The sequence below is a fragment of the Iodobacter arcticus genome (assembly GCF_042664895.1).
Taxonomy (GTDB): Bacteria; Pseudomonadota; Gammaproteobacteria; order Burkholderiales; family Chitinibacteraceae; genus Iodobacter; species Iodobacter arcticus.
In genome coordinates, this window is the sequence record NZ_JBHTBQ010000001.1 from 91,897 (window position 1) to 111,067 (window position 19,171).

Here is a 19,171-nt window from a genome sequence, read left to right on the forward strand (position 1 = left end):
GGTTTTGGCGGGGTGTACCCGCGTACAGACTGTTGATTAATCGTTTTTGTAGGGCGGGTGAAACCCGCGAGCAATGCTAAAAAATACGCGGGTTTCACCCGCTCTACGATGATTCGAAGTGCAAGCCGCCGTGCTTCAATACAATGAGTAGACGCTTTAAGATTGCTGCTCTGCCATGGCCGGTGCGACGGCTGGTGGCGGGTTGAGCGCAGCCAAAACTTGATCGCGTGGGCCGTAATAACGCAAGGTGCCGTCGGCGATCACCAGTAATAAATCGACTACGGCCAGTACGTGTGTGCGATGGGTGATGAGCACGATGGTGGCACCGCCTTCTTTGGCCCTTAAGATGCCTTGCACCAAGGCGCGCTCGCCCAGCTCATCCAGATTGGCGTTGGGCTCGTCCAGTACAATTAAGCTGGGATTGCCGTACAGGGCGCGGGCTAGGCCGATGCGCTGGCGCTGGCCGCCGGATAATCCTGATCCACCCTCGCCAATGGCGGTGTCGTAGCCCTTGGGTAGGCGCAAGATCATTTCGTGGACATCGGCCATTTGCGCTGCTGCGACGACTTTTTCGCTGTCTATTTCGCCAAAGCGGGCGATGTTTTCAGCGATGGTGCCAGAAAACAATTCAACGTCTTGCGGCAGGTAGCCTAGATGCGGGCCCAGCTCGGCTTTATTCCAAGTGTAAACATCCACGCCATCTAGCCGTACTTTGCCCATGACGGTGGGCCAAATACCGACTAGAAGTCGCGCTAGCGATGATTTACCGCTGGCACTCGGGCCGACAATGCCTAAAATTTGCCCTGCTGCCATGCCAAAATTGATGCCCTTAATCACCATATTCTGCGTACCGGGAATCACGGCGGATACGTTATCGACCAAAAGCTGGCCGCTAGGGCGGGGCAGGCTCATGCCTACAGGGCGAGCAGGGAAGGTGGCCATGAGTTCTTGCAGGCGGGAATAAGCCGAGCGCACGCTAATAAATTGCTTCCATGTGCCAATGGCTAGCTCAATGGGGGCTAAGGCCCGGCCCATTAAAATAGAACCGGCAATCATCGCGCCCGGCGTGGTGGAGCCTTCAATCACCAGTAGGGCTCCTGCGCCTAAAATCAAAGATTGCAAACTAATACGGGTGAATTTGGTAATGGCCGAAATACCACCAGCTTTATCGCTGGCTTCGCCTTGCAAGGCCAGGAATTTACCGTGATGCTTATACCAGCGCTGCATTAGCCCATCGAGCATGCCCATTGCCTCGATGACTTCGGCATTACGTAAATTATTATTGGCAAATCGAGTGGCTAAATTGGAATGGGTGCCTGCTTCGGCTATGGGTTTTTTACTGACTAATTCGGTGATATAGGCAAGCCCAGTCAAGAGTACCGCGCCCACCACGGCTAGCCAGCCCAATAAGGATCCAAGCATAAATAATACGGCCAGATAAATAGGGGCCCAAGGCGCATCAAAAAAGGCAAATAAACCTTGGCCGGTTAAAAACTGGCGAATATTATTTAAATCGGCCAAGGCAAGGCCTGCATCACTATTGCCCGCTCTTAAATTGCGCTCAAAAGCGGCTGTAAATACCCGCGCATTAAGCTGTGAATCTAATTTACTACTGATTCGCACCAATAGCCTTGAGCGCACCATTTCTAGTAAAGACATTAAGCCGTACAGCCCCAGCGTAATCACCGTAATCATGACTAAAGTGGTTTCATTTCTGCTGGCTAGGACTCGGTCGTAAACTTGCAGCATATAAATGGAAGGCACCAGCATGAGTAAATTAATAAAGAAACTAAATATGCCCGCTACCCAAAAATGCTGGCGTAAACCGTGTAATACACTGGCCAATTCAGAGCGAGGCTGTAAATGCTGCTTCATAAAATATCCTTTATTGAAAAGTGATTACACGCTTTCTTCATTCGTTTGGGGCGAATCTAAAGTTAATAAATACTCTGGCCATTCATCTTGATGGGTGGATTGTGCTACTTCATCTAAATTTAAAAAAATAAAACTAAGCAAATAATGGGGATGGCTATTGGTAAGAACAATTTCTCTTAAACGCTGAGAGCTAAAGCTGCCAATTACTTCAGGGGGGAGTTGTAATTGAAAGCGCAATCGTCCCTCTAAAGTAAACATCGACAAAATATTGTCTTTAATGCTTAAAGTATGGCGGTCGAAATAAACGGGTGCGGAGGGTAAAAAATGTAATTTAGGCAAAGGAGATTCGGCAGGCAGATTCTTCCATTTGCTCAGGGGGTGCTCATAAAGGGTGCGATAAGCTCGGCAAACGGCATAAATGGCATTACAAGCCATTTGCGCGCCTAAATCTGGCAGCTGCTCACGCAGTACACGGTAAGCTAAATGATGTAAGGTTACGCGGTGCCAGCAGCGGTGTTGCTGCGCAATGGGAGCAACTAAATTACAACCATTACAAAACTCTGCCTGCAGCGCCTGTAGCCTTTGCTGCTGCGGGTCCGTCGTTAAAAGAGGGATGGAGTATGTGATAGGCATAATCACCACTCTAGGAAAGATTTCTCCTATATGAAATGCCTATATGAAGTTTTTTGCCTACGTTTGTCGGCTGGGATGAGTGGCAGAGCGATATGCAGGCTTGGTTTAGCTTGTGAGGTTTGTAGCAGGAATTTAATTATAGGGCTGTGTCGTACAGCTATTGTGCTTGGTGTTACTAGGGGGCTTGCATGTTTTGTGGTGTTGCGTAAGCACTATGTCTGTATTGATCTACAGTGGCTTGGCAATGTTCTTGTAATCTTATTCTTTCTTCAATCTATCGTTAGCTTAAATTTTGCTTATGTATCTTTCTTGCTGGTCATCTGGCTATTGAATCTTCATGGGGCAAGCGGTGAGCAGTACGGAAAAAGACACGGGTTTCACCCGCCCTACATGGCTAATGCCTAGGGTCTGTTGACGTTTGATTCGCGCCTGCGCTGGGCCGGAAAATGACCCGTCACAAGACATGCGACGAAGGCAATAACTAGTTATTTCCGAGGAGCATAACGCAGTGAATTGCCATTTTCCGGCCCAGCCCCATCGCTGAGCGAGGAAAACCCCTCACACGCGGAGGGTTTGGCTCATTTTTGGGGCTGCACGGCGTTAAAAATAGCTAATGGTACTCGTACAATGTCGCAATTTTTGCCTTGTTCAGCCCCAAAACTGGGCCAAACGCAGCTGTGAATCAAACGTCAACAGACCCTAGGGCGGGGTATCGGTTTTTACACCAGCACCACATCAAATATTTCCTGGGTGTAGGCGCTTTCTACCTGCAGGTAGATGGGTTTTTGGATAAAGTCGGCGAGCTGAGCGAGGTTGGCTGATTCTTCGTCGAGGAACATATCGATCACGCTTTGCGAGGCGAGGATTCGGTATTCTTTGGCGTTGAATTGACGGGCTTCACGCAGGATTTCGCGCAGGATTTCGTAGCAAATGGTTTGCGCCGTTTTGATTTCGCCGCGCCCCTGGCAGGTGGGGCAGGTTTGGCACAGCACATGGGCGAGGGATTCGCGGGTGCGTTTCCTTGTGATTTCAACCAAGCCAAGGCTGGTAAAGTGGCTGATGGTCACCTTGGTTCGATCGCGGCTGATGGCTTTTTTTAGCTCGTCCATCACCGCGGTTTTGTGCTCTTCATTATCCATATCAATAAAATCGACAATGATAATGCCGCCTAAATTACGCAGGCGCAGCTGGCGGGCAATGACTTGGGTGGCTTCAAGATTGGTTTTAAAAATGGTGTCGTCAAAGGAGCGGGTGCCGACAAAGCCGCCGGTGTTTACATCCACCGTGGTCATGGCTTCGGTTTGATCGATGATCAAATAGCCGCCAAATTTGAGATCAACCCGGCGCACCATGGCATGCTCGATTTCTGCTTCTACGGCAAATAATTCAAAGAGCGGCCGCTCGCCAACGTAGTGCTTGATGCGGGGCAATACATCGGAGACAAAGGAGCCAGCAAATTCGCTCATTTTGGCGAAATTTTCGCGGGAATCGACCAGTACTTCTTCGGTTTCGGTATTCACCATATCGCGCAAGACGCGTAATTGTAGTGATAAATCTTGGAATAATAGTGAACGAGCGGGCAGGGTGACGGACTTTTGCTGGATATCAGCCCAGATTTTATCTAGATAATTGATATCTGCTGTCAGCTCTTCATCCGTGGCGTGTTCGGCCGAGGTGCGGATGATATAGCCTTGATGCTTTGATTCGGCGAGTAATAATTCAAGGCGCTTACGCAGCTGATTGCGTTCGCCATCGTTGTCGATGCGCTGGCTGATCCCGATATGTTTTTCTTGTGGCAAAAAAACTAAAAAGCGCCCTGCAATGCTGATCTGGGTAGAGAGCCGAGCGCCCTTGCTGCCGATCGGGTCTTTGGCCACTTGCACCAGCACCGGTTGGCCTTCGTGCACAATGCGCTCGATTCTTTGCACTTCATTAGGGTGCTGGCGCTGCTCAATGACATCGGCGATATGCAAAAAAGCGGCGCGTTCCAAGCCAATTTCAATAAAGGCGCTTTGCATGCCGGGTAAGACGCGTTTCACCACGCCCAAATAAATATTGCCAACCAAGCCACGGTGGGCAGATCGCTCGATATGAATATCTTGAACCACACCATCTTCAACGGTGGCCACGCGGGTTTCTTGTGGGGTGATGTTGACGAGGATTTGTTCTTTCATTGGGGGGCCCTGTTTTTTTATATTTGGTTGGGTCGATCGTAGTGGCGGTTGGTTCTGTTCAATGTAGGGCGGGTGAAACCCGCCGGTTTGTAGTATTTCACGCCAGAGGGTTTCACCTCAGAAGCACTAACTAAAGTCTAAAAACTCTTTTTAGTGCCTTCAGCACCTTGATTTAGGCGCGGCATCCCCGCGGGGACTCCCTTTCTTGAACGGCCAAGAAAGGAAGCAAAGAAGGCCGCCCCGGCCAGCACGAAATCCCCTCACTGCGGATAATCGGCTCGGCGACAAAGGCTGCTCGCTCGCTGCCTAGCTACCCCTTTGTCGAAACCCCGAGCCGCTTATTCCTCGCTTCGGCGTGCTTTAAGGGGACTTTAAAGCCCTATGCGGAGAGCGTGGCTATTGTGTTTTTTCGTTGCTTATTGATGTAGAAGCAAATTGCTTAGTGTTTTCATCCACCCACCCTACCAGATTATTTTTTCCTTAGCAGCGGCAAGCACATCACCATCAGTTCGTCCCACACTTCGCCTTTGCCTATGCCCTTATTCATTTGATCGATCAGGGCCGCGTGGGCGAGGGCGGTTTTGAGTTGGGCGGCTTTTACTCGGGCAAGCGCAGGCTCGACTAGTTTTTGTTTTTCGCCCCAGATACGTAATTCTTTAAATAATTGAGCGCTTGGCGTGCCACGTTGCTTGCCAAGGCCTAGGCGATAGAGGGTGCGGATTTCTTCCGCCAGCGACCATAGCACTAAATGCGGCGCTTCGCCTTCGGCACGCAGGCCTGCCAGCATGCGGGCAAAGCGGGTGGCATCCCCCGTGAGTAAGGCTGCGCCAAGTTGAAATACATCGTAGCGCGCTACATTGGCAACGCTGGCTTGTAGATCACTTACGCTGATTTCACCCGCAGGGTGCAGCAGGGCTAGTTTTTGGATTTCCTGAAAGGCGGCCAGTAAATTGCCCTCAACCCTGTCGGCTAAAAATTGCAGTGCTTCGGGGGCGAGTTTTTGCTGCTGGCGGGCGAGTCGCGCCGCTATCCATTCGGGCAGTTGGCGGTGTTCGATGTTTTTGGCTTCGAGCACTTCGCCCTTGGCTGATAGCGCTTGAAACCACTTGCTGTTTTGGCCCGTTTTATCGAGCCGTGGGCAGGTAACTAAGGTAATCGTATCGGGCGGCAGACGCTGGCAATAGGCTTCAATGGCCTTGCCGCCATCAACGCCCGGCTTGCCGGTGGTGATGCGTAGCTCGATCAGTTTTTTATCTGAAAACAGCGAAAAGGAATTACCCTGCATTTCTAGGCTAGACCAAGCAAAGCCGGGCTCTACGGTAAGCACTTCACGCTCCGTATAGCCTGCCGCCCTCGCAGCATCTCTGATTTGCTGCGCGGCTTCGAGCACGAGGAGGGTTTCGTCACCATGCAGGGTGTAAAGCTCGGCAAGGCCTTTGCCAAGGTGTCGGGGAAGATCATCAGGGCGCATGCTTAATCCTTGCGCTGAGTATGCAATTTACGGCGCATCTTTCAACTTAGCTAAGGCGCTGATGCGGCGCAGAATTTGCTGGGCAGCGTCTTGCTGCATATCGGTTATCAATAGCGTGGCTTCGGCATCTTTACCCAAGCTATTGTGTTCGTCGTAGCTGTAATCACGGTTGAGCTGCAATTTGCCATTTTCAATCAACTGGCGCTCGCCCGCCTGAACGCTGTAACTTACTCTATATAGCAAACGATATTCGCTGACACGACCTGCATTATTGACCGTGAGCACTTTTTGCTCAGTGCTATCACTCATGATATTAATCACAACAGCGGGCTTAACCGCATTGAGCGTAACGCTTGGCAGTGTGGATAAGCTTTGCTTCAGCTGCTGGGCAACTGCGCTATCGCCGATCACATGGGCTGTGGTGTATGGGAACGTACCCGGCCCAGTGCCACGCAAATGAAAGCCGCAGCCTGTAAGCAGGCTAAACAGAAGCAGAGAGATAAAGGCTTTAAGCATGGGGTTGCCTTGTTAGGGTGGGCACGTTTTTGTGCCCACGCGTGATGAATAGTTGCTTGTTACGCGTGGGCACAGGTGCCATATGCGCATCGGTTAGGCGTTTGTTTACTGGTTGCCGCTCATTTGCAAGCATTGACTTATTCGTAGGGCGGGTGAAACCCGCCAGACTTTGGCATGAAATGCTAGAAAACGGCGGGTTTCACCCGCACTACAAAAAAGTCAACCCATGCCATTGGCTTAAGTTGATGCGTATAACGCGTGGGCACAAGTGCCCACCCTACACACTTAAGCTTTTGTAACATCCTTAACAAATAGCGAATTATCGTAGGGCGGGTGAAACCCGCGTATTTTTTAGGATTGCTCGCGGGTTGCACCCGCCCTAGGAAAAACATTTCGCTTAAGTTGGGTCGTCGCGTTGTGGTCGCTTAAACCACAATACTGACTAAACGGCCAGGAACAACGATGATTTTCTTCGGTGTGCTGGTGATGAATTTCAGCACATGTTCATGACCCAGCGCCAGCGCCTCAATTTGCTCTTTTGGCGTGTCTTTGGCAACGCGAATGCTGCCACGAAGTTTACCGTTGACCTGAATCATCATTTCAATTTCGTCTTGCACCAGTGCTGTGGTGTCAACAACTGGCCAGCTTTGATTCAGTAAGTTGGAGCCCGGTACTAGTGATGCCCAGATCGATTCGCAAATATGCGGCACGATCGGCGACAGCATCAGCGCGGCGGCTTCCAGCACTTCCTGAGCGATTGCCTTGCCTGCATCATCGGACAACTGGCCTTTATTTAGCATGCTGGAGTAAGTATTTAACAACTCCATGACAGCTGCAATCACGGTATTAAATTGCTGACGGCGGCTGTAGTCATCGCTGACTTTGCCAATGGCGGTGTGTAGGGCAAAGCGCAGCGCTTTTTGTTCCTTACTGATTTCGCCTGCGGCGTATTTCGCCACCACGCCAGTGCTGACATGATCAAACGATAGCTTCCAGAAGCGTTTCAGGAAGCGATGTGCGCCTTCTGCACCCGCATCAGACCATTCCAAAGATTGCTCAGGTGGCGAGGCAAACATCATAAACAGGCGGGCGGTATCAGCACCGTATAGATCAATCAGCTCTTGTGGATCAACGCCGTTGTTTTTGGATTTGGACATTTTTTCGACGCCGGCGACCATCACTGGCAAGCCATCGGCCTTGCTAACCGCCGAAATCATTTTGCCCTTGGCATCGCGCTCGATTTCTACATCGGCAAAATTAATCCAGTCTTTGCCGCCGTTATCCATATCACGGTAGAAGGTCTCGCACACCACCATGCCTTGCGTGAGCAGCTTTTTAAATGGCTCGTCGCCAGAAACTAAGCCTTCATCACGCATTAGCTTGTGGAAGAAACGCGCATACAAGAGGTGCAGAATGGCGTGTTCAATCCCGCCGATATACTGATCAACCGGCAGCCAATGATCGGACGCGGCTTTGTCTACTAGGCCGGTTTCGCATTTTGGCGAGGCATAACGAGCGTAATACCATGAGGATTCGACAAATGTATCCATAGTGTCGGTTTCGCGCTTGGCAGCTGCGCCGCACTTCGGACATGTTGTCTCGTAAAACTCTGGCATACGTGCCAAAGGCGAGCCAGCGCCATCTGGAATCACATCTTCCGGCAGTACAACGGGCAAATCTTGCTCTGGTACGGGGACATCACCGCAGGCATCGCAATGAATAATAGGGATTGGGCAGCCCCAGTAGCGTTGGCGGCTAATACCCCAGTCGCGTAAGCGGTACTGAGTTTTTGGCGCGCCTGCATTTTGAGCTGCTAATTTAGTGGCCATTGCATCGTAAGCTTGCTCGAAATTCAGGCCATCAAACTCGCCAGAATTAAATAACACGCCGTGCTCGCCATAAGCATCTTGCCAAGGCTCGGCAATGTCTCTGCCTGCCGATGTTTCAATTACTGCCTTAATTGGCAGATTGTATTTATGGGCAAAGGCAAAATCGCGCTCGTCGTGCGCAGGCACGGCCATGACTGCGCCAGTGCCGTAATTCATCAGCACATAGTTGGCAACCCACACCGGCAGTAAATCGCCTGTCAGTGGGTGGCGTACTTTGTGGCCGGAATCCATGCCTTTCTTTTCCATGGTTGCCATATCGGCTTCAGCCACGGAGCCGCTTTTGCATTCGGCAATAAAGGCTTGCAAGTCAGCATTGCCCACGGCTGCTGAAGTTGCCAGTGGGTGCTCGGCGGCAACGGCCACATAAGTCGCACCCATCAGGGTATCGGGGCGAGTGGTGTAAACGGTGAGCGAATCGTTGCCATCGATATGGTTAGCGGCAGGAAAGGTCACATCCATGCCGCGTGACTTACCAATCCAATTGCGTTGCATGGTTTTAACTTGCTCGGGCCAGCCATCTAGCTGATCCAAATCTTGCAGCAATTGCTCGGCGTAATCGGTGATCTTGAAGTAATACATCGGGATTTCGCGCTTTTCAACCACTGCGCCAGAGCGCCAGCCGCGCCCATCCACCACTTGCTCATTCGCCAATACGGTTTGATCAACCGGATCCCAGTTTACCGAGCCATTTTTTTTATAAATCACGCCTTTTTCAAACAGGCGGGTAAATAGCCATTGTTCCCAGCGATAGTAATCTGGCTTACAAGTGGCGATTTCACGATTCCAATCCACAGCCAAGCCCAAAGACTTGAGCTGGGTCTTCATATATTCAATATTGGAGTAAGTCCAAATTGCTGGAGCCACCTTGTTTTTCATGGCGGCGTTTTCAGCAGGCAGGCCAAAGGCATCCCAGCCCATAGGCTGCATGACATTAAAACCATTCAAAGCATGGAAGCGTGAGAGTACATCGCCTATGGTGTAGTTACGCACATGACCCATGTGCAGCTTGCCACTTGGGTAAGGGAACATCGATAGACAATAGTATTTAGGCTGACCGGCCTTTTCGATGGCCGCAAAAACCTGATTTTTTTCCCAATGCTGCTGGGCTGCAGCTTCGATGGTAGACGGTGTATAGAGCTCGATCATGCCGGAAATCCAGTTGTACTTTCACAAAGCCGATGATTATATCCCGAATGTTTGCGCTTCGGGTTTCATAAGGAAGTTGATATGCGTTTAGTGCTTTTAATAGGTTTATTACTTACTTCTTTTGCCTATGCCGACCCGGCACGGGTGGAATCGGTGCAATTGCCAGCATGGCTGGAGCGGGGAGGGGTGAAAAAACCATTGGCACCGCAAATGCAACTCTTACCTAGCGACCGGATTATCACCGGTGCAGGGGCAAGGGTGTATGTGCAGCTACCTGAAGGCAGTAGGGTGAAGCTGGGTGAAAATGCTAATTTGCAACTTGATCAGCTCAATGAGGCCAATGGTAAAGACGGCAATGTATTTAAAGCTGCACTGAAAATGGTAACCGGGGCTTTTCGTTTTACCACCAATACCTTGAATAAATCTGCGCAAAGAGATGTGAGTGTCACCGTATCTACCGTGACAGCGGGGATACGCGGCACGGATTTATGGGGCAAGGCCGATGTAGATAAAAACGTAGTGTGTCTGCTGGAGGGAAAAATTGCGGTTGGGGCAGAGGGGCACCCGCAGGTGGAGCTAACCGAGCCTTTGAGTTTCTATATTGCACCGCATGATAAAGAGCCTCTGCCGGTTGGCAAGGTAGAGCCGGAGAAGCTTAAAAAGTGGGCCGCTGAAACCGAAATAGAAGGCCATGCAGGTGCAATCAGCCAACAGGGAGCATGGCGTATTGTGTGGGGTAGCTACGCCAAAATTGATCAGGCGTTGGCTCTTTACGATAGCTTGCAGGTGGCGGGCTATCCGGTAAAAATCCGCAGCCAGTCTAAGCGTCATCGTGTGGTGCTGGTGGGCTTGGCTTCCAAGGCCGATGCACAGGCCGTTGTTGCAAAAGTGCATCAGCAAGTTGCAACTCCGCAGGCAGAAATCGGGCGTTAGTTTATTGAAATAGAGGGTGGGCACGCGGGGCCCATCCTCAATTTCTGTTTATTTTAAAGCCTTATCCAAAGTGGCTTTAAATGCGACTGCATCTTGAAATCCCACAGTAGAAAACTGCTCTTTTCCTTGCGGATCAAAAAAGATAATGCCCGGTGGGCCGAAGAGTTTAAAGCGTTTGAGCAGGGCTTTATCCGCATCGGTGTTCGCAGTGACATCGGCTTGCAAGAGGCGCATTTGGCCCATTCTGGCAGCCACTTCAGGGTCGCTAAAAGTAAACTTTTCCATCTCTTTGCAAGACACGCACCAGTCGGCATAAAAATCGAGCATGACGGGCTGCTTGCTGTTGGCTAGCTTGCTTTCCAAATCAGCAACCGATGTGACGCGCTCAAACTGGCTGTGCGGGGCTGCAGTTTGTGCAGCCATCCCCTGAAAGCCTTGTAGCGGCTGTAATGGATCACGGTTACCGCTTAAAGCCCCGATCAGCATGGCGGAGCCTGCTAATAAGGCAATGACGCCCAAGCCTTTGCAAAAACGTGGACAGCCTGCGGTTTGCGGGGGGAGTGGATCGAGTGCATGCAAGAAAACGGCCGAGATAATCAGCAGTGTGCCCCAAGCCAACATGGAAAAGAGGGCTGGTAATACTGGGGATACCAACCAGATGGCCACACCTAGCAGCAATACGCCAAATACTTTTTTGATGTTTTCCATCCAGCCACCAGCGCGGGGTAGGGCAGATGCGGCGCAGCCGACAATAATCAACGGCACACCCATACCGAGCGCCATCACAAATAAGGCCACACCACCGAGCAAGGCATTATGTGTTTGCGCAATATAAAGCAGAGCGCCAGCCAGTGGTGCTGCTACGCAGGGGCCAACAATCAGCGCCGATAAGGCACCCATAATCAGCACGCCGAGCAGGGAGCCGCCTTTTTGCTGATTGGCGCTATTGGATAATTTGCTTTGCAAGCTGGCAGGCAATTGCAGCTCGTAAAAGCCAAACATCGACAAAGACAGCAGTACAAACACCATCGCAAAACTGCCTAACACCCACACATTTTGCAAGGCGGCAGAGAGTAGCGAGCCGGATAAACCCGCTGCAACGCCTGCCAGTGCATAGCTGATTGCCATGCCTAAGACATAGGCGAGAGATAAAACGAGTGCGCGTTTTTTGCTGATGTTGTTTCCTGAGCCCACGATAATCCCAGACAAAATCGGCATCATTGGAAATACGCAGGGTGTAAGTGCCAGCAGAAGACCAAAGCCAAAGAAGCTAAGCAGAATCAGCGGTAAATTGCCGCTGCCTAACAGGCTGGTTACCGAGCCGGTATCGCCTTGGGGGGCTTCTTCAAGGGGGGCCGTGGTGGCTGCCGCTTGAACAAGGGGAGCTTGAATATTTGTTTCAGCAACGGCCACAGTATCTGGCGTGATTGCATGCACTGGCGCAGGTGTCGCTTCTACGAGTTGGGCTGGAGCGGCTGGCAACTTAATCTCTGTTACTAGCTTGGTAGTGGCGGCTGGTAGTTTGATATCAGCAACTTGGGTAATGGGCGGATAGCAAAGCCCTGCATCGGCGCAGCCTTGCGAAATCACCGTCAGCTTAAATGAAGTAGCGGCTGCGTTTTTGACTTGAATCGGCAGTAGCACTTGCTGGCGATATGTTTCTACTTTGCCAAAGTTAGGATCGTCGTGGCTCAGCGAGGGGGGGAACTTGGGCGCTGCCAGCTCTACACCAGAATCGGCCGAGAATTTGAGTTTGTTTTTATAGAGATAGTAGCCCTCTGCAATGGCAAAACGCACTTCTACCGTTTGATGATCTTTGGCTTTGGCGCTCATTTTGAGCGCTTGTTCAGGCTCTAAAAAAACCGGATCCTCGGCCCAGCCCTGACTAAAGCTCAGCGCCAGAAGCGCGGCGCATAGCGTGTTTTTGATGGTTTTAAACATGATTTCTCTGGTGAAACGTGTTGGGTGGGGACAAGCTGCGACGCGAATTAAATCTAAATACGTTTTCATTCTCAAGCTATGGGTTTTCGTAGGGTGTGAAACGACATAGTCGTTGCGCACCAAGGGCCGGTGCGCAAGAAAAACACTTGCACACCCTACGCAATATCAATTGTTTAATCTCTTAGCGATATCCTGCCACAGTATAAAGCTTATCAACCACGTAATTTAACGCCGGAATACCGATTTCAAGAGCGCGTTTGTTGTGGTAGCGCTCGCTGACGGTAGCCTGCGCCGTAGTATTGGCCGCAGATTAAAGCACCGTCTTGTAAAAGCAGGGCAAGTTGGCGGAAATTAGGCGCAGCCGGGGTGCTAGGATTCAGCGAAAAATCGGTGGCGCTAAAGTGGCCGGTGAGTGCGCGATTAGGCTGGCCGATTTGTAATGGTTTCCATGCCCGCTGGGGCGGCAACATTGCTGGCTGCTGCTCCCGTTAAAGTGGCGCTGCCATTGGTATTGAGCTGCAGATTCAGCTTAGGTGGCGCACCATTTGCATCCGGTTTTACCCATGATTCAATTTTTACCCACCACTTTTGAGCAAATCAGCCTAGCTGATTGGTAAGGGAAATAGAGGCGTTGTAAGCTTTGTGAAAATTATTACTGCACCTTAAACGCGCGCTTTATCTTGCAGTGCATCATTTTGGCGCTAGGTAGATCGCTGTATCATTTCTGCACTTAAAGCGGTTTTCTTGCCAAAGAATGCGCTGATGAGCCGCTGGAGGCGCTTGTTTTTCTAAAATAGAGCAGGGCACGTTTATTGCTGGATCAGTCCTATCCCTCTGCTATTGGCTTTATTATGCTGCGCATACTTTTAGTCAACGAAAGCCCAAAATCATCGAAAGCTCTGGGGCAAGCCCTGCAAGATGACGCTTATACGCTGCTGCCAGAGCTCAATAGCGCTAGCTGCCTATGGCAGGAAGCCAAAAGATCCCTGCCCGATCTGATTCTGATCAACACCCGCATCCCCTCTCAAACCTTGCTTGAACAGCTGCAAGCGATGCGCGGCACCGTGCCGGTATTGATGCTTGCAGAAGGGCTGAATCAAGTGCAGATTCAGGCTGCTTTGCAAGCAGGAGTTAGCCATTTGATCGATGGTTTTGCAGTAGAAAAATTAGCAGGGGCGGTGATGATGGCTTTTGCTCAATTTGAGCACAGCAAAGCCTTGCAGCAGCGAATTAGCCTTTTGGAGCAGCAATTAGCCGATCGAAAAGTGATCGACCAAGCCAAAGGGCTATTAATGGACAAGCGCCGCCTAAGCGAAGGCGAAGCCTACGAAACCCTACGCCGCCAAGCCATGAAACAGGGCATGAAGCTGGGGGATGTGGCAAGGCAGGTCTTAGCGATGGCGGATTTGCTAGGGTGAGGTGGGCACGTTCTTGTGCCCACGATGCGCATCAAGATAGCTGATTGCCATAAGCCGTTCGCACGGTTGCAAACATTGAATCACCGTAGGGCGGGTGAAACCCGCCGTTTTCCGTAGCATTTCATGCAAAAGCTTGGTGGGCTTCATCCAATACGCGCTAAGCAAAGTCAAAAAGATCTTTTTAGTGCCTTCGGCACGTTGATTTTGGAGCGGTTGCCACCGCGGGGGCCTCACTTTCTTGAACGGCCAAGAAAGTAAGCAAAGAAGGCCGCCCCACGAAACACGAAAGCCCCTGCGCTGCGGACAATCGAGTCGGCGGCGGGCGGGATTGGCTCGCTGCCTCGCTCCCTTGCCGAAATCCCGCCCCGCTTGTTCCTCACTACGGCGTGTTTCAAGGGGACTTTAAAAAGCCCTATGCAAAGAGCCTGGTTGTTATGCTTTTCGCTGTTTGCTAATGAAAAAACAATTTGCTTAGCACTTATGTGGTTTCGCCCGCCCTACAAAAAATGCACCTTTATAACGCCTCTGTGCAAATCCTGTGCAAGCTTATGTTGCGCTGCGTCATTATGGTGCGGCCCCTCCCTTTTTTTTTGTGCGGTATGATTCTATCTGTTTGATTTTTATTGTTTTTATTGGTTTGCTAATGCTGGCACAGCGTTTGCTGAGTAGATAACTAGGGCCGTTTAGATTAAATAAACCAAGCCCGAAAAGATTCAAAACCGAGTGCAATGCTGCGCTGGGTGTGGGGAAGGTCAATGGTGGCCCATCTCCCTCAAGGACAACGGCGTCCCTTCATGATTTTGTAATCGTGGCGGGACGCTTTTTTTTGCAGTCTTTCTAGAGGTAGACATCATGGACAAATCCTTTTGGCGTTCAGGCCATACCCCCACACTTCTTACTGCTTTTCTCTATTTTGATCTGAGCTTTATGGTCTGGTATCTGCTTGGCCCCTTGCAGATACAGATTGCCACCGCGCTTAGCCTATCGACCAGCGAGCGCGGCCTGATGGTGGCGACGCCGATTTTGGCAGGCGCTTTGCTGCGTTTGGTTTTAGGCGTGTTTGTGGATAGCATTGGTGCTAAGCGCACCGGTCTTTTTGCCCAGCTGATTGTGATTTTTGCGCTCTTAAGTGCTTGGCAGCTGGGTGTACACAGCATGGCTGAAGCGCTGCTGCTTGGCGTATTTCTAGGCTTTGCAGGCGCTGCATTTGCGGTGGCTTTGCCGCTAGCTTCCCGCTGGTATCCACCACAGCATCAAGGCACGGCGCTGGGAATCGCCGGGGCGGGTAATTCTGGCACCGTGTTTGCTGCGCTATTTGCGCCGGTATTGGCGATGATGTTTGGCTGGCAAAACGTGTTTGGCCTAGCGGTGATTCCACTCTTGTTTGCTCTTGTGCTCTACACCGTGTTTGCCAAAGACGCACCGGGATCGGTCAATCCTAAAAGCTTATCCGACTACGCCAAGGTATTAAATAATAAAGATGCTTGGTTATTTATGGGCTTTTACGCCATCACCTTTGGCGGCTTCGCAGGCTTTGCCAGCGCCTTACCCGGCTACTTTCATGATCAATTTGGCTTTGCTCCAAAAATGGCCGGCTGGTACACCGCGGCCTGCGTATTAGCAGGCTCGGCGATGCGCCCACTTGGCGGTGTGATTGCGGACCGAATTGGCGGTACTCGCACTCTACTAATTGTTTATGTTTGCTCGGCAGTCTTGATCGGCCTCACCGGCCTTGGCTTAGGCGGATCTAGCGTGGCGGTTTGCCTATTTATTGGTGCAATGCTCTGTCTTGGGGCGGGCAACGGTGCGCTGTTTCAACTGGTGCCACAACGCTTTGGAAAAGAGCTAGGCGTGATGACCGGCCTGATCGGCATGGCCGGTGGCGTAGGCGGCTTTGCTCTGGCTGCGGGCCTTGGCATGGTGAAACAAGCTACCGGCAACTACAGCTTGGGCCTGTGGCTATTCTCTTTTCTATCCCTCATCGCATGGTACGGCCTCTCCGGTGTAAAGGTGCGCTGGCGCAGCGCGCTGGGCGGCGATCTGGCACAGGCAAGGATTTAGGGATGAAACCCAAATCTTAAAACACGGAGTTAAGGAGAACACGGAGGGCCACGGAGAAAACCTTATTAAATAGTGAATTTTGAATACATTAGAAATGACGGTTTATGGGGAAAAATGAAGGAGAGGTTTTCTCCGTGAAACTCCGTGTTCTCCGTGTTCTCCGTGTTCTCCGTGTTCTCTGTGTCCTCCGTGGTTCAAGGTTTGGGTTTACAAATAATTTTAGGTTTATAGATCAATTCATCATAAAGGAATCCAGCCATGACTAAACCCAAGCTTGTCGTTGTCGGAAACGGCATGGCCGGTATTCGTACGGTGGAGGAGCTGCTGGCGCTTGCGCCTGATCGCTACGACATCACCGTGTTTGGCGCAGAGCCGCATCCTAATTACAACCGTATTTTGCTCAGCCCAGTGCTGGCGGGTGAGCAGACTTTTGATCAGATCGTGCTGAACCCTTTGAGCTGGTATAGCGACAACCATATCACTCTGCATCTAGGCAAAAACATTGCCAAAATTGATCGAGTGCGGCGGGTGGTCATTAGCGACGATGGCCTTGAGGAGAGCTACGACAGGCTGTTGCTCGCTACCGGCTCCACGCCCTTTATCCTGCCTATCCCTGGCAAAGATTTAAATGGCGTGATTAGCTACCGCGATATTTATGATACCGAGGCGATGATTGCCGCTGCCAAAGTCAAAAAGCACGCCGTGGTGATTGGTGGTGGTTTGCTCGGGCTGGAGGCCGCCAATGGCCTGATGCTGCGCGGTATGGAAGTCTCTGTGGTGCACTTGGGCGATTGGTTGCTGGATAAGCAGCTGGATATCACCGCAGGCAAGTTATTGCAGGATTCGTTAATCGACCGGGGCTTAAAGTTTCTGATGGGCCAATCTACTGCCGCGATTCTGGGCAACGAAGCTGGAGAAGTGGTCGGTGTGCGCTTTAAAGATGGCAGCGAGCTGGCGACAGATTTAGTGGTGATGGCCGTAGGGATACGCCCAAATACCAAGCTGGCCGAAGCGGCGGGGCTGTTTTGCAAGAACGGCATTGTGGTGAGCGATGCCCTGCAAAGTTATGACCCGCGAATTTACGCCGTGGGCGAATGCGTAAACCACCGTGGCGTGGCCTATGGTCTGGTTGCTCCCCTGTTTGAAATGGCCAAGGTGGCCGCTAATCATCTGGCGCTGATGGGCTATGGGCAATATAAGGGCTCGGTGCTTTCGACCAAGCTAAAAGTGACCGGTATCGATTTATTCTCGGCTGGGGATTTTATGGGCGGCGATGAGTGCGATGAGATCGTGCTGTCTGATCCTGCCGGTGGCATTTATAAAAAGCTGGTGATTAAAGACGACAAGCTGGTTGGCGCCTGCCTCTATGGCGATACCACCGACGGCGCGTGGTATTTCAAGCTGCTGCGTGAGGGCCGCAGCATCAGCGATCTGCGCGATAGCCTGATGTTTGGCGAATCCAGCGTCGGGGACTCGGGCGTGCAAGGGCAAAGCCGTGCGGGCGCGATGCAGGATAAGGACGAAGTGTGCGGCTGTAATGGCGTATGCAAAGGCACCATCGTCAGCGCCATCAAAGAAAAAGGCCTGTTTACGGTGGATGACGTCAAAAAGCATACCAAGGCGGCCAGCTCCTGTGGCTCGTGCACCGGCCTTGTTGAGCAGATTTTGATGAATACCTTGGGCACTAATTTCCAGGAATCACCTAAGACTAAGGCCATTTGCGGCTGCACCGATCACACCCATGCGCAAGTGCGGCAAGCGATTCGCCAGCACAAATTAGTCAGCCACGCCGAAGTGTACGAATTTATGGAGTGGCGCACCCCAAGCGGCTGCGCCACCTGCCGCCCCGCCGTGAATTACTACATGTTATCTACCTGGCCTAAAGAAGCCGTGGACGATCCGCAAAGCCGTTTTGTTAACGAGCGAGTGCACGCCAATATTCAAAAAGACGGTACGTTTTCGGTGATTCCACAAATGAAAGGCGGCGTGACCAACGCGGCCGAGCTGCGCCGCATTGCCGATGTGGCCGACAAATACGCCGTGCCACTGGTAAAAGTCACCGGCGGCCAGCGCATCGATTTACTTGGGATCAAAAAAGAAGATTTGGTAAATGTCTGGGCCGACTTGGGCATGCAATCGGGCCACGCCTACGGCAAATCAATCCGCACGGTTAAAACCTGCGTGGGCAGCGAGTTCTGTCGTTTTGGCACGCAAAACAGCACGCAAATGGGCATCGATCTGGAAACCATGCTGGCCAATATGTGGAGCCCACATAAGGTGAAGTTGGCCGTATCCGGCTGCCCAAGAAACTGCGCCGAAAGCGGCATTAAAGACGTGGGCATTATCGCGGTAGACAGCGGCTGGGAGCTGTATGTGGGCGGCAACGGCGGCATCAAAACCGAAGTGGCGCAATTTTTCACCAAGGTAAAAACCGCCGATGAAGTGAAAGAATACAGCGGCGCATTTTTACAGCTTTACCGCGAAGAAGCCTACTACCTAGACCGCACCGTGCACTACATTGCCCGCGTGGGCTTGGATTACATCAAGCAAAAAATCATCGACGACGAAGCCAACAGAAAAGCCCTCTTCGAGCGCCTGCTGTACTCCCTGGAAGGCCTGCGCGACCCATGGGCAGAGCGGATCAACGGCAAAGCACGGCAGGAGTTTATTCCGATCAAGGTGCTGGCTTAGGTAAACCCAAATCTTGAACCACAGAGAACACGGAGGACACAGAGTTTCACGGAGAAAATCTGGGAGGGTTATGTAGGGTGGGCAAGGCGTTTTATCTTGCCCACGCGCTCGACATACTGCGTGGGCACAAAAGCATGCATGTGCATTAAATGAGTAGTGAATCGGCATTTCGTAGGGTGTACAACGACGTAGTCGCCCTGCACCGGCATTGCAGCTTCCCCCTTTGTAAAAGGGGGATTGAGGGGGATTTGCCTTTTTAGCTACTTTATTTGGCATATTTTGTCACTCAAACAGTGCTAAATCCCCCCTAACCCCCCTTTTTCAAAGGGGGGAACAAGTGTGCTGACTTGTGTAGATACTTATGCCTGCGGTGGCTACCGCTCCAAAATCAACGTGCCGAAGCTACTAAATATCGTTTGCGGT

Annotated in this window: 12 protein-coding genes; 4 read left to right on the forward strand and 8 right to left on the reverse strand. The window is 51.4% G+C overall.

Translation table 11 applies throughout. The annotated features are described in order from the left end of the window. Positions 1–156: 156 nt before the first annotated feature. The 6 genes from ACFQNF_RS00435 to leuS form a co-directional block, all read right to left on the reverse strand. The gene (locus ACFQNF_RS00435) at positions 157–1,875 is read right to left on the reverse strand and encodes a type I secretion system permease/ATPase (protein WP_380185278.1); all 1,719 of its coding nucleotides are present in this window, start codon (positions 1,873–1,875) and stop codon (positions 157–159) included. Between the two features lie 24 nt (positions 1,876–1,899). Next, a complete protein-coding gene (locus tag ACFQNF_RS00440) occupies positions 1,900–2,508 on the reverse strand; it encodes a hypothetical protein (protein ID WP_380185280.1) in 609 nt (202 codons plus the stop codon). 719 nt (positions 2,509–3,227) lie between these two features. After that, complete coding sequence (rng, locus tag ACFQNF_RS00445) at positions 3,228–4,682, reverse strand: ribonuclease G (protein ID WP_380185282.1); 1,455 nt, start codon at positions 4,680–4,682, stop codon at positions 3,228–3,230. Positions 4,683–5,151: 469 nt separating this feature from the next. After that, positions 5,152–6,153: a DNA polymerase III subunit delta gene (gene holA / locus ACFQNF_RS00450; protein ID WP_380185284.1), complete on the reverse strand. Its 1,002-nt coding sequence runs from the start codon at positions 6,151–6,153 to the stop codon at positions 5,152–5,154. Between the two features lie 27 nt (positions 6,154–6,180). Then, positions 6,181–6,669: an LPS-assembly lipoprotein LptE gene (locus tag ACFQNF_RS00455; RefSeq protein WP_380185286.1), complete on the reverse strand. Its 489-nt coding sequence runs from the start codon at positions 6,667–6,669 to the stop codon at positions 6,181–6,183. Between the two features lie 425 nt (positions 6,670–7,094). Next, positions 7,095–9,704 carry a leucine--tRNA ligase gene (gene leuS / locus ACFQNF_RS00460; protein ID WP_380185288.1) on the reverse strand — a complete coding sequence of 870 codons (2,610 nt, stop codon included), beginning with the start codon at positions 9,702–9,704 and terminating at the stop codon, positions 7,095–7,097. A gap of 81 nt (positions 9,705–9,785) precedes the next feature. Here leuS and ACFQNF_RS00465 point away from each other — a divergent pair, with 81 nt between their 5' ends. After that, positions 9,786–10,637 carry a FecR domain-containing protein gene (locus tag ACFQNF_RS00465; RefSeq protein WP_380185290.1) on the forward strand — a complete coding sequence of 284 codons (852 nt, stop codon included), beginning with the start codon at positions 9,786–9,788 and terminating at the stop codon, positions 10,635–10,637. A gap of 48 nt (positions 10,638–10,685) precedes the next feature. Here ACFQNF_RS00465 and dsbD read toward each other — a convergent pair whose 3' ends face one another. Both dsbD and ACFQNF_RS00475 read right to left on the reverse strand, forming a co-directional pair. After that, positions 10,686–12,647, reverse strand: coding sequence for a protein-disulfide reductase DsbD (gene dsbD / locus ACFQNF_RS00470; RefSeq protein ID WP_380185292.1), 1,962 nt, complete (start codon positions 12,645–12,647; stop codon positions 10,686–10,688). A gap of 176 nt (positions 12,648–12,823) precedes the next feature. Continuing rightward, entirely contained in the window at positions 12,824–13,048 is a 225-nt protein-coding gene (locus ACFQNF_RS00475) for a hypothetical protein (protein ID WP_380185293.1), read from the reverse strand. A gap of 381 nt (positions 13,049–13,429) precedes the next feature. Here ACFQNF_RS00475 and ACFQNF_RS00480 point away from each other — a divergent pair, with 381 nt between their 5' ends. From ACFQNF_RS00480 to nirB, 3 genes are all read left to right on the forward strand, one after another. Further along, positions 13,430–13,996 carry an ANTAR domain-containing response regulator gene (locus ACFQNF_RS00480; RefSeq protein WP_380185294.1) on the forward strand — a complete coding sequence of 189 codons (567 nt, stop codon included), beginning with the start codon at positions 13,430–13,432 and terminating at the stop codon, positions 13,994–13,996. A gap of 852 nt (positions 13,997–14,848) precedes the next feature. Next, a complete protein-coding gene (locus ACFQNF_RS00485; protein ID WP_380185295.1) occupies positions 14,849–16,057 on the forward strand; it encodes a nitrate/nitrite transporter in 1,209 nt (402 codons plus the stop codon). A gap of 258 nt (positions 16,058–16,315) precedes the next feature. Then, positions 16,316–18,748, forward strand: a complete 2,433-nt coding sequence (nirB, locus tag ACFQNF_RS00490; protein ID WP_380185296.1) for a nitrite reductase large subunit NirB — start codon at positions 16,316–16,318, stop codon at positions 18,746–18,748. The last annotated feature ends 423 nt before the right edge of the window (positions 18,749–19,171 follow it).

Excerpts from the sequence above, each read along its gene's own strand:
- ACFQNF_RS00435 (WP_380185278.1), bottom strand. The coding sequence starts at position 1,875 with ATGAAGCAGCATTTACAGCCTCGCTCTGAATTGGCCAGTGTATTACAC.
- ACFQNF_RS00440 (WP_380185280.1), bottom strand. The coding sequence starts at position 2,508 with ATGCCTATCACATACTCCATCCCTCTTTTAACGACGGACCCGCAGCAG.
- rng (WP_380185282.1), bottom strand. The coding sequence starts at position 4,682 with ATGAAAGAACAAATCCTCGTCAACATCACCCCACAAGAAACCCGCGTG.
- holA (WP_380185284.1), bottom strand. The coding sequence starts at position 6,153 with ATGCGCCCTGATGATCTTCCCCGACACCTTGGCAAAGGCCTTGCCGAG.
- ACFQNF_RS00455 (WP_380185286.1), bottom strand. The coding sequence starts at position 6,669 with ATGCTTAAAGCCTTTATCTCTCTGCTTCTGTTTAGCCTGCTTACAGGC.
- leuS (WP_380185288.1), bottom strand. The coding sequence starts at position 9,704 with ATGATCGAGCTCTATACACCGTCTACCATCGAAGCTGCAGCCCAGCAG.
- ACFQNF_RS00465 (WP_380185290.1), top strand. The coding sequence starts at position 9,786 with ATGCGTTTAGTGCTTTTAATAGGTTTATTACTTACTTCTTTTGCCTAT.
- dsbD (WP_380185292.1), bottom strand. The coding sequence starts at position 12,647 with ATGAAAACGTATTTAGATTTAATTCGCGTCGCAGCTTGTCCCCACCCA.
- ACFQNF_RS00475 (WP_380185293.1), bottom strand. The coding sequence starts at position 13,048 with ATGTTGCCGCCCCAGCGGGCATGGAAACCATTACAAATCGGCCAGCCT.
- ACFQNF_RS00480 (WP_380185294.1), top strand. The coding sequence starts at position 13,430 with ATGCTGCGCATACTTTTAGTCAACGAAAGCCCAAAATCATCGAAAGCT.
- ACFQNF_RS00485 (WP_380185295.1), top strand. The coding sequence starts at position 14,849 with ATGGACAAATCCTTTTGGCGTTCAGGCCATACCCCCACACTTCTTACT.
- nirB (WP_380185296.1), top strand. The coding sequence starts at position 16,316 with ATGACTAAACCCAAGCTTGTCGTTGTCGGAAACGGCATGGCCGGTATT.